The organism is Arenimonas malthae CC-JY-1 (assembly GCF_000747075.1).
Classification (GTDB): Bacteria; Pseudomonadota; Gammaproteobacteria; order Xanthomonadales; family Xanthomonadaceae; genus Arenimonas; species Arenimonas malthae.
In genome coordinates this window covers 1-9846 of record NZ_AVCH01000025.1, presented here as the reverse complement: position 1 = coordinate 9846, position 9846 = coordinate 1, and the positions used below count along the sequence as shown (strand labels likewise).

The window sequence follows — 9846 nt, the reverse complement described above, 5'->3', positions numbered from 1 at the left end:
CGGCGCGCGGGTGCTGGCGCTGGCGCGCGACGGCCGCAAGCTCGAGGCGCTGGCCGGCGGTGCGCTCGACCGCGGCCGCATCACGCCGGTGGTGGTGGATCTTTCCCTGATGCAGGACGTGCGGCGCGCCGGCGCGGCCATCGCCGCCGCCGGCCCGGTGGACGTGCTGGTGCACAACGTGGGCCTGATGTGCCACGAATTCATCCGCACGCCCGAAGGCGTGGAGCGCGGTTTCGCCTGGGCCACTGGGTGCTCGACGTCGCGCTGCGCCGCGGCGGCGCGCTGGGCCCGCGCTCGGCCATCGTCTCGATGAGCTCGGGTGGCATGTACGGCGCCGCGCTCGACCCGGACGCGCTGGAAGCCACGGACGCCGCCGGCCACGACGGCTTCCTCGCCTACGCCCAGCACAAGCGCGCGCAGGTCGCGCTCACGCACTACTGGAACAGCCTGGGCGAAACCGCCCCGCGCGCCTGGGTGATGCACCCGGGCTGGGTGGACACCGACGGCGTGCGCAGCGCGCTGCCGGGCTTCCGGCGCTTCTTCAGGCCGGTGCTGCGCAGCGCGGAAGAAGGCGCCGACACCGCGCTGTGGCTGGCCACCACGCGGCCGCGGCTGGCGTCGGAAGAAGGCATCTGGCTCGACCGCCGGCTCGACGCCGAACACGCCTTCGCCTTCACCCGCGGCGGCGCTTCGCCCGAAGCGCTGGTGGCGAGGCTGCAGGCGCGGGCGGCGCAGGCGCTGGGCGGATGAGCCCGCGCCTCGCCATCGCCGCGCTCGCCGCGCTAGGGTTGGCCGCATGCCAATCGCTGCCGCGCGCCGAGGCCGGGGCCATGCCCGAACCGTTTGAGATGCAGGTCATCGCCCACCGCGGCGCCAGCGCCTGGCTGCCCGAACACACGCTGGCGGCGTACGCGCGTGCGATTGCCGACGGCGCCGACGCCGTCGAGCCCGACCTGGTGATGACCCGCGACGGCGTGCTGGTGGCGCGCCACGAGAACGAAATCTCCGGCACCACCGACGTGGCGACCCGCCCGGAGTTCGCGGACCGCAAGGCGCGCAGGCAGGTGGACGGCGAATGGGTGGAAGGCTGGTTCACCGAGGACTTCAGCCTGGCCGAGCTGAAAACCCTGCGCGCGCGCGAACGCCTGCCGCAGCTGCGCTCCACCGCGAACGATGGCCGCTTCGAGGTACCCACCTTCGACGAGATCCTGGCGCTGGTGGCGGCCGAATCCGAACAGCGCGGACGGGTGGTCGGCCTGGTGCCGGAAATCAAACACCCGACGTATTTCGCCGCGCGGGGCCTGGCGATGGAGCAGCCGCTGCTGGGCGCGCTGGCCGCGCACGCCTACACGCGGCGCGCGCCGGTGCTCATCCAGTCCTTCGAAACCGCCAACCTGCGCGCGCTGCGCGCCGCGGTGCCGCGTGGGGGGAATATCCGCCTGCTGCAGCTGGTGGGCGCGCCCGACGCAGCGCCTTACGACACGGTGGCCGCCGGCAAACCCGTGCCCTACGCGCAGCTGGTGTCGCCCGATGGCCTGCGCGACGTGGCGGACTACGCCGACGCCCTCGGCCCGCCTTACGCCATGCTGCAGCTGCAGCCACGGGGCGACGGCGGGCGCAGCGCGCTCGTGGACGCCGCGCACGCCGCCGGGCTGCAGGTCGTGGCTTACACCTTCCGCCCCGAAAACCATTTCCTCGAGCCGCGCTTCCGGGACGACGCCGGTCCCGCCGCCCGCAACGAGGCCGGCTCGGTGCGCGAAATCCGCAGCTACCTCGCGGCCGGACTGGACGCCTTCTTCACCGACGACCCGGCCCTGGGCCGCGCCGCCGTGGACGGCCGCTGAGGCTGCCCCTGCCCCTGCCTGCTTGACCCACGTCATTTCCGCGGACCGGGCCCTGGCCTGATGCTGGGCAGGCGCCGATCCGGCGCCGATGCGGTGTGCCGACATGCACGATCCCCGGGAACGCGAGGTGCTGGTTTCCATGGCCGAACACAGCCTGGCGCAGGCGCATGCGCCGTGGTCGGGGCTGGGCGTGGGCGCGGTGGTGCTGACCCGCGGCGGCGACCTGCACGCCGGCTGCAATGTCGAAAGCGCGGCTTTCCCGCTCGGTGGCTGCGCCGAGCGCCACGCCATCGCCGCGGCGGTGCTGGCCGAAGGGCCGGGCATGGAAATCGTGGCGGTGGCCATCGCCGCGCGCGACGCCAGCGGGCAGCTGCGCGCCATCCCCCCCTGCGGCGCCTGCCGCCAGCTGATCCACGAATTCGGCCGCGAGGCCCAGGTGGGCTGGCGCACCGGCGACGGCACGTCGGCCTGGCACGCCATCGGCGCGCTGCTGCCGGAAGCCTTCGAACTGCCGCCGGGCTGAGCCCGCGGCTCAGTCCGCGGCGTTTGCTTCCATTGCCGCCGCGGCGTCGAGCGCCAGGCGGATCATGCGGCCCAGCCCTTGTTCGCGTTCGGCCGGGTCCATGGCGGTGTGTTCCAGCAGGTGGTCGGACACGGTGAGAAGCGCGGCGGCGTGCACGCCTTCCGCCGCGGCCACGCCGAACAGGCCGGCGGCCTCCATTTCGATGCCCAGCAGGCCCATGTCGGCCAGCAGCGAGGTGAGCGCGCGGTCGGGGTGGTAGAACAGGTCGCTGGAGAAGATGTTGCCGGCATGCAGCGGCAGGCCCGCGGCCGCGGCGGTGTCGGCCAGCGTGCGCAGCATCGGCCACGAAGCCACGGCGGCGAAGTCGTGGCCGCCGAAGCGCTGCCGGTTCACGCGCGAATCGGTGCTGGCGCCCAGGGCCAGCACCAGGTCGCCCAGGCGCAGGCCGGGTTTCACCGCGCCGCAGGTGCCCACCCGCAGCAGCCGGCGCACGCCGTGCTGGCGCACCAGCTCGGTGGCGTAGAGCACGCACGAAGGAATGCCCATGCCGCTGCCCATCACCGACAGGCGCTGGCCCTGCCACTGGCCGGTGAAGCCGAACATGCCGCGGGTGTTGCTGACTTCGCGCGCGTCGGAAAGATAGGCCTGGGCGATGTGGCGGGCGCGCAGCGGGTCGCCGGGCAGCAGCACGGTGGGGGCGAAATCGCCGGGGGCGGCGTTGATGTGCAGGCTCATGGTGTCCTCAGAAGGCGGCCGTGCCGTGGGCCAGCGGTGGCAGGCGGAGCCAGCGCGCGAGCGACTGGCCCAGGTCGGCGAAGCTGTCGCGCACGCCGGCGTCGGCGCCGCGCAGGCCGGGGCCCCAGGCCAGCAGCGGCACGTGCTCGCGGGTGTGGTCGCTGCCGGGCCAGGTGGGGTCGTTGCCGTGGTCGGCGGTGAGCACCAGCAGGTCGCCGGTGCCGAGCGCGTCGCGCAGGCGCGGCAGCTGCTGGTCGAAGTGTTCGAGCGCGCCGGCGTATCCGGCCACGTCGCGGCGGTGGCCGAATTCCTGGTCGAAATCGACGAGGTTGGTGAATACCAGCGACGGATCGCGCGCGCTGGCGAAGGCAGCGAGCGTGGCCTCCACCAGCCCGTCCAGCCCATGCGCCTTGACCGCGCGGGTGATGCCGCGGCCGGCGAAGATGTCGCCGATCTTGCCCACGGCCACCACCTCGCCACCGGCGTCGCGCAGGTGGTCGAGCAGGGTGGGCGCGGGCGGCGGCACGGCGTAGTCGCGGCGGTTCGGCGTGCGCTGGAAGCCCTCGTCCGGCGAACCCAGGAAGGGTCGCGCGATGACGCGGCCGATGCGCCAGTCGTCCGCGAGCCGGCGCGCGCCTTCGCAGGCCTGGAGCAAACGTCCGAGGCCGAAGCGTTCTTCGTGCGCCGCGATCTGGATCACCGAATCCGCGGAGAAATACAGGATGGGCAGGCCGGTGCGCAGGTGTTCGGCGCCCAGGTCCTGGATCACCTGCGTGCCGGACGCGTGGCGGTTGCCGAGGAAACCCGGCACGCCGCAGGCCGCGGCGAGGCGCGCAAGTTCTTCCGGCGACAGCGTCTCTTCGTGGCGCGGGAACAGGCCCCAGTCCCAGGGCACGGGCAGGCCGCACAGTTCCCAGTGGCCGGACACGGTGTCCTTGCCGCGCGATTGCTCGCGCGCGCCGCCGTGCACGGCGTTCCAGGCGACGGGGCCCGACAGGCCCGGCGGCGTCCGCCCCGTGGCGCAGCGCGCCGCTTCGCCCAGGCCCAGGGCCACCAGGTTCGGCAGCGACAGCGGGCGGCCGCGGCCCCCTTCCGACGCCGGCCGCGCGCACCACCCGGCGATATGGCCCAGCGTGTCGGCGCCGGCATCGCCGTAGTCGGCGGCGTCGGGCAGCGCGCCCACGCCGAGCGAATCGAGCACCAGCAGCATGACGCGGCTCATGCGCTGGCGACCCCCGCGCCGACGCGTTCGATCACCAGCGGCGAGGGCGCCGGTGCCTGCGGCTGGATCGTCACCGCCGCGCGCAGGCGTTCGAGCGTGGCCGCCAGCGCGCCTTCGTCGGCGGCATGCACGCGCAGCAGCGGCTGGCCGCCCCGTACGCGCGTGCCGAGGGGAAGGATGGCGTCGAGGCCGACGCGTGCATCGATGCGGTCGTCGGGCTGGCGCCGGCCGCCGCCCAGGTCCACCACCGCTTCGCCGAGCGCGCGGGTGTCGAAGCCGGCCAGCCAGCCGTCCGCCGGCGCAGCGAGCGAAGCGATGCAGGGCGCGGGCGGGAAATGCCGGTCGGGTGCTTCGAGCAGGTCGGCGGGCCCGCCCAGCACGGCCACCATCCGCGAGAAACGTTCGGCCGCGGCGCCGCTGGCGAGTGCGGCCTGCGCCTGCGCGTACGCGGCATCGAGATCCGGCGCCAGGCCGCCCTGCCACAGCGCGGTGGCGGCCAGGTGCAGGCTCAGTTCCACCAGGCGCGGCGCCACCGCTTCGCCGCGCAGGCAGGCCAGGGCCACGCGCACTTCCAGCGCATTGCCGGCGGCGGGTGCCAGCGGCTGCGACATGTCGGTGACCAGGGCCTGCGTGGGCAGGCCGGCGGCGTTGGCGACCTCCACCAGCTCACGCGCGAGGGCGCGGGCCTGCGCGGGTCCGGGCAGGCTGGCGCCGTTGCCACACTTCACGTCCAGCACCAGCGCGTCCAGGCCGGCGGCGAGCTTCTTCGACAGGATGGAGGCGGTGATGAGCGGGATCGCGTCCACCGTGGCGGTCACGTCGCGCACCGCGTAGAGGCGGCGGTCGGCGGGCGCGAGTTCGGCGCTGGCGCCGACGATGGCCAGCCCGGCCTCGCGCACCGCGGCCACCAGCGCGTCGGGCGAAAGCGTGCTGCGGTAGCCGGGGATGGACTCGAGCTTGTCGAGCGTGCCGCCGGTGTGGCCCAGGCCGCGGCCGGAAATCATCGGCACGTGCGCGCCGCAGGCCGCCAGGACGGGCGCCACCAGCAGACTCGTGCAGTCGCCCACGCCGCCGGTGGAGTGTTTGTCGAGCACCGGGCCGGTGATTCCCGCGGCGCGCCAGTCCAGGCGCCGGCCGCTGTCGCGCATGGCCAGGGTGAGCGCCACGGTTTCGTCGCGGTCCATGCCGCGCAGGCACACGGCCATGGCGAAGGCGCCGAGCTGGCCGTCGCTGAGCCGGCCGTCGGCGATGCCGGCGATGAAACCCTGCAGCTCCGATGCGGCCAGCGCGTGGCCGTCGCGCTTGCGGCGCAGCACGGCCTGCGGCGAGGGCGCGGCGAGGGCCATGTCAGGCCTCCGGCGGCTTGGGCGAGAGCTGCGCGAGCACCGCTTCGGCCAGGCTGCTGGCGCCGATGCGGAAACGCGTGGGCGTGACCCACAGCGGGCCGAGCAGGCGCGCGGCGATGGCGACGTACTGCGCGGCTTCTTCCGGCGTGCGGATGCCGCCGGCGGCCTTGAAGCCGCAGCGCCCGCCGGTGTCGGCGATGGCCTGCAGCATCACTTCGGCCGCTTCCGGCGTGGCATGCACGCGCGCCTTGCCGGTGGAGGTCTTGATGAAATCGGCGCCGGCGTGGATGGCCAGCAGCGAGGCCTCGCGGATGCGCGTGGCGCTGCCCAGCTCGCCGCTCTCGAGGATGACCTTCACCGGCAGCGGGCCGCTGGCCTCGCGCACGGCCATGAGGCAGGCGACCACGGCGTCGGGGTCGTCGTCGAGCAGGGCACGCCAGGGCAGGACGGCGTCGATTTCCTGGGCGCCGGCGCCGCGCGCGCGCTGGATTTCCCGGCGGCAGCGCGCCGGGTCGGCGGCGCCGTCGGGGAAGTTCACCACGGTGGCGATGGCCACGCCGGCCAGGCCGCGGCGCAGCAGGCCGTCGCGGGCGCTGGTGATCATCTCCGGGTGCACGCACAGCGCAGCGGGCGCGACCGGCAGGCGGGCGGCCAGGTCGCAGAGCGCGGCGATATCGGCGGGCGTGTCGGCGTCGCCCAGGCGCGTCAGGTCGAGGCAGGCGAGCAGGCGGCGGAGCGGGGCGGGCGTGTCCATGCCCGGCAGTCTGCGGCCGGGCCGCGGCGCCGGCCTTGACCGAAATCAGGTGGGGCGCGGGGTCTCGTCGTCGAACAGGCCGGCCGGCCAGCAGGGTTCGGGGCCTTCGCCGGCGCGCCAGTAATGGCAGGGCGCCAGGTGCGGGCGGCCCTGCTCGTCGATGCGCACCCAGGCCGCCTGGCGGTAGGCGCGGGCCAGCATGTCCACGGGGTCGCCTTCGCCGCCGAGCACCAGGAAGCCCGGTTCGTTCCAGCTCTCGTCTTCGCTGCCGCCGTCGGAAGGCAGGCGAACCAGGCCCAGCGCATCGATGGCCGCGGCCAGCGCGGCGTTCGCGGCGGCGTTGGCTTCCGGCGACTGCGCCTGGCCGAAGGGATTCTCGCCCGTGACCAGGCCACCCTGCGCCACGCCGTGGCGCGCCAGCAGCGCGGCCATGGCCGGGTTGGCCTGGCCGATGCGCAGTTCGATCTTCGAATCGCCGTCGTACACGCGGTAAACCGCGTCGGCGAAGGCGGCCATCATGGCGGCGGGCGGGGGCGAGGGGCGCTTCTTCATGCCCGTAGTATGCCGCCGCGCGCGTCGGTCGAAGGCGCTGCGCGCCAGCCCCATGCTCAGGGCTCCGCCAGCGTTTCACCCGCGAACACGGCCACGTGCGGCACGCCGTCGGCGCCGATCCAGCCGCGGTACATGCCTTCGGTGTTGAAGGGGAACGCCACTTCGCCGTCGGCCGACAGCGCAATGGCGCCGCCGTCGCCACCCCTGGCCGGGATGGTTTCGTTGATGACCGCCTCGGCCGCGCGGCGCACGCCGACGCCGCTGTACTTCATGCGCGCGCACACGTCGTGGGCCGCCGCGGCGCGGATGTAGTACTCGCCCCAGCCGGTGCCCGAGAAGGCGCAGCGCTCGTCGGCCCAGGTGCCGGCGCCGATGACCGGCGAATCACCGACGCGGCCGTAGCGCTTGTTGGTCATGCCGCCGGTGGAGGTGCCCGCGGCCAGGCGGCCCTGCGCGTCCAGCGCCAGCGCGCCGACGGTGCCGAAGTAGGCCTTGCCCGGAAGCACCACGGCGGCCCGCGCGTTCGCCTCTTCCGCCAGCGCCTTCTGCAGCTGCTGCCAGCGCTTCTCGGTGCGGAACCAGGACGGATCCACGAGTTCGATGCCCTGTTCGGCGGCGAAGGTTTCGGCGCCGTCGCCGACCATCATCACGTGCTTCGATTTTTCCATCACCGCGCGCGCCAGCGTGATCGGGTTGCGCACGCGGCGAACGCCCGCCACCGCGCCGGCCTGGCCGCTGGCGCCGTCCATCAGCGAGGCGTCGAGTTCATTGCGCCCGTCGTGGGTGAACACCGCGCCGCGGCCGGCGTTGAACTGCGGCGCGTCCTCGAGCACGGTGATGGCGGCGGTGACGGCGTCGAGCGCCGGCTGGCCGGCCATGAGCGCGGCGTGGCCGGCGCGCAGGGCCTGTTCGAGCGCGGCGCGGGCCGCGGCTTCTTCCTTCGCGTCCAGGCTGGCGCGCTCCACGCCGGCGCCGCCGTGGATCACCAGCAGCGGCTGGTCCAGCGCCACCAGCACGCCGTCGCGCACGGCGTAGCGGTGGCGGAACGCGGGCTTCTCCACCCGGCCTTCGGGCAGGTGCAGCACCGAGCCGGCATCCGCGCCAATCACTTCGAAGGCCGGCAGCTGCATCGGCAGGTCTTCCTGCTGCGTGCGCGGGAAGCCGCCCGGCACCACCGTGGCGCCGGCGCCCGGCGCGGTGGCGTACACGCGCGCGGTGCCGTCGCCTTCCAGCGCCAGCGCGGCGTCTTCGTCCACGCCGAGGCCAATGATGCGGCGCCCGGGGCCGGCCATGGCCTCGGCCTTCGCCACGAAGGCCACCAGGCGGCCCAGGCGGTTGCGCTCGCGGAAGTGGGTGTCGGTGAGCACGCCGTGCAGCAGCGGCAGCTGCAGGAAACCGGTTTCGATGGTGTTGCCGGCGCCCAGCGGGTCGGCCAGCGCCAGCGGGCTCACCTGGCTGCCGCCGTCCATGGCGCCGTAAAGGTATTCGCCCAGCATGGCCAGGCCGGCGCTGGTCCCGCCGAGCGGCTTGCCGTCCATCACGTGCTTTTGCAGGGCTGCCGCCACCGGCGTGCCGCGCCAGTAGCGCACGTAGCGCGACTGGTCGCCGCCGGCGATGAAGATGCCGTCGGCACGCGCCAGGCTGCGCAGCAGGGCCGGGTCGCTGGAGGATTCGCGGTTGCTGAAGACGTAGGTTTCCACCGAGGCGATGCCGCCGACTTCGTGGAAGAACTCCTCGGCCACTTCATTGGCCAGCGACGCACGCAGCACCACGATGTGGCCGCCGCCGGCGCGCTCGAAGAACCAGCGCAGGGAATCGAAGTTGCGGTCGCCGCCGCCCATCAGCAGAAGGCCGGGGGTGACCTTGCCCGGGGTGGGCGCGTCCGGGTCGCCGAGCTGGTAGTGGTCGTAGTCGGCCGCCCACGCCAGCGGCGCCAGCAGGGCCAAGCCCAAAGTCCACAGCCACTTGCCCCTGCCTGCCATGCCGCGCTCCCCGAATTTTGGTTGTCCCTGCCATGACGAACGGAGGACCAATATCCCCACCCCGCGCCTTCGGCTATGGTGTCGGCCATGTCTGCCAGCCAAGACGAATGGTTCGTCCGCGAAATCCTCGCCCACGAGGCGGCGCTGATGCACTTCCTCCGCCGCTTCTGGCCGCACCGCGACGAAGTGGCCGACCTGCGCCAGGAAATCTACGTGCGCGTGTACGAGGCCGCCGGCAAGGCCCTGCCCGAGCAGCCCAAGGCCTTCCTGTTCGCCACCGCCCGGCACCTGCTGGCCGACCGGGTGCGCCGCAGCCGGGTGGTTTCGATCGAGACGATGGGTGATTTCGAGGCCTTGAACGTCTTGATGGTGGACGGGCTGTCGCCGGAACACTGGTGCGGCGCCCGCCAGGTGCTGCGGCGGCTGTCGGACGCCTTCGACCGCCTGCCTGCCCGCTGCCGCGAGGTGGTGTGGCTGCGGCGGGTGGAAGAGCTCTCTCAGAAGCAGGTGGCTGCGCGCCTGGGCATCAGCGAAAAGACAGTGGAGAAACACCTGGCCAAGGGCATGCGCCTGATGGCCGACGGTTTCCACGGTGGCACCGGCGACGGCCTGGACCTGGCGCCGCCCGCGCCGGCCGTGGCCCGACGGGAGAAACGCCATGAACGCCAGCACGCAGACTGACCGCCTCGCCGCCGAATGGCTGGCGCGCCGCGTGGGCGCGCGCTGGACGGCGCAGCAGGAAGCTGAGCTGCAGGCCTGGCTGCAGGCCGACACCGCGCACCGCGTGGCCTTCCTGCGCGTGCAGGCGGCCTGGGAACAGGCGGCGCGGCTGAAGGCCCTGGCGCCTGCGCAGGCCCTGGTGCCCGGCGCCGGCGTGGTGGAACTGGC

Annotated in this window: 12 protein-coding genes and 1 pseudogene; 6 read left to right on the top strand and 7 right to left on the bottom strand. The window is 73.9% G+C overall.

What is annotated here, in order from left to right:
* The 4 genes from N790_RS16255 to N790_RS02485 all read left to right on the top strand — a co-directional run.
* Positions 1–313, top strand: a 313-nt coding sequence (locus tag N790_RS16255; RefSeq protein ID WP_211251935.1) for a Rossmann-fold NAD(P)-binding domain-containing protein, incomplete at its 5' end; no start/stop codon positions are given.
* Positions 250–750, top strand: coding sequence for a Rossmann-fold NAD(P)-binding domain-containing protein (locus N790_RS02495; protein ID WP_052385620.1), 501 nt, complete (start codon positions 250–252; stop codon positions 748–750). The genes N790_RS16255 and N790_RS02495, both read left to right, overlap by 64 nt.
* Positions 747–1844: a glycerophosphodiester phosphodiesterase family protein gene (locus tag N790_RS02490; RefSeq protein ID WP_425388017.1), complete on the top strand. Its 1098-nt coding sequence runs from the start codon at positions 747–749 to the stop codon at positions 1842–1844. The genes N790_RS02495 and N790_RS02490 overlap by 4 nt, the downstream gene beginning before the upstream one ends.
* A 103-nt stretch (positions 1845–1947) precedes the next feature.
* A complete protein-coding gene (locus tag N790_RS02485; protein WP_043800278.1) occupies positions 1948–2367 on the top strand; it encodes a cytidine deaminase in 420 nt (139 codons plus the stop codon).
* Positions 2368–2376: 9 nt separating this feature from the next.
* Here the strand turns inward: N790_RS02485 and deoD are convergent, their stop codons facing one another.
* The 7 genes and pseudogenes from deoD to N790_RS16660 all read right to left on the bottom strand — a co-directional run.
* Entirely contained in the window at positions 2377–3102 is a 726-nt protein-coding gene (gene deoD / locus N790_RS02480) for a purine-nucleoside phosphorylase (RefSeq protein ID WP_043800273.1), read from the bottom strand.
* 7 nt (positions 3103–3109) lie between these two features.
* Entirely contained in the window at positions 3110–4324 is a 1215-nt protein-coding gene (locus N790_RS02475) for a phosphopentomutase (protein ID WP_043800272.1), read from the bottom strand.
* Positions 4321–5670, bottom strand: a complete 1350-nt coding sequence (gene deoA / locus N790_RS02470; RefSeq protein WP_043800271.1) for a thymidine phosphorylase — start codon at positions 5668–5670, stop codon at positions 4321–4323. Before deoA ends, N790_RS02475 begins: the two co-directional genes overlap by 4 nt.
* Position 5671: 1 nt before the next feature.
* A complete protein-coding gene (gene deoC / locus N790_RS02465) occupies positions 5672–6424 on the bottom strand; it encodes a deoxyribose-phosphate aldolase (protein WP_043800270.1) in 753 nt (250 codons plus the stop codon).
* Between the two features lie 45 nt (positions 6425–6469).
* Complete coding sequence (locus tag N790_RS15075; RefSeq protein WP_052385618.1) at positions 6470–6976, bottom strand: DUF3293 domain-containing protein; 507 nt, start codon at positions 6974–6976, stop codon at positions 6470–6472.
* A 56-nt stretch (positions 6977–7032) separates the two neighbouring features.
* The gene (locus N790_RS16665; RefSeq protein WP_245593729.1) at positions 7033–8004 is read right to left on the bottom strand and encodes an isoaspartyl peptidase/L-asparaginase family protein; all 972 of its coding nucleotides are present in this window, start codon (positions 8002–8004) and stop codon (positions 7033–7035) included.
* Positions 8005–8253: 249 nt separating this feature from the next.
* Positions 8254–8817, bottom strand: a pseudogene (locus N790_RS16660) (cyanophycinase); the annotation flags it as partial.
* A 228-nt stretch (positions 8818–9045) separates the two neighbouring features.
* Between N790_RS16660 and N790_RS02450 the strand changes: the two are divergent.
* The gene (locus N790_RS02450; protein WP_043800275.1) at positions 9046–9639 is read left to right on the top strand and encodes an RNA polymerase sigma factor; all 594 of its coding nucleotides are present in this window, start codon (positions 9046–9048) and stop codon (positions 9637–9639) included.
* The coding region (locus N790_RS02445) for a DUF4880 domain-containing protein (RefSeq protein WP_043800268.1) at positions 9617–9846 on the top strand (230 nt) is incomplete at its 3' end. The genes N790_RS02450 and N790_RS02445, both read left to right, overlap by 23 nt.

Bases quoted from the DNA above. Each gene is read 5' to 3' on its own strand.
- N790_RS02490 (WP_425388017.1), top strand. From the start codon at position 747: ATGAGCCCGCGCCTCGCCATCGCCGCGCTCGCCGCGCTAGGGTTGGCC.
- N790_RS02485 (WP_043800278.1), top strand. From the start codon at position 1,948: ATGCACGATCCCCGGGAACGCGAGGTGCTGGTTTCCATGGCCGAACAC.
- deoD (WP_043800273.1), bottom strand. From the start codon at position 3,102: ATGAGCCTGCACATCAACGCCGCCCCCGGCGATTTCGCCCCCACCGTG.
- N790_RS02475 (WP_043800272.1), bottom strand. From the start codon at position 4,324: ATGAGCCGCGTCATGCTGCTGGTGCTCGATTCGCTCGGCGTGGGCGCG.
- deoA (WP_043800271.1), bottom strand. From the start codon at position 5,670: ATGGCCCTCGCCGCGCCCTCGCCGCAGGCCGTGCTGCGCCGCAAGCGC.
- deoC (WP_043800270.1), bottom strand. From the start codon at position 6,424: ATGGACACGCCCGCCCCGCTCCGCCGCCTGCTCGCCTGCCTCGACCTG.
- N790_RS15075 (WP_052385618.1), bottom strand. From the start codon at position 6,976: ATGAAGAAGCGCCCCTCGCCCCCGCCCGCCGCCATGATGGCCGCCTTC.
- N790_RS02450 (WP_043800275.1), top strand. From the start codon at position 9,046: ATGTCTGCCAGCCAAGACGAATGGTTCGTCCGCGAAATCCTCGCCCAC.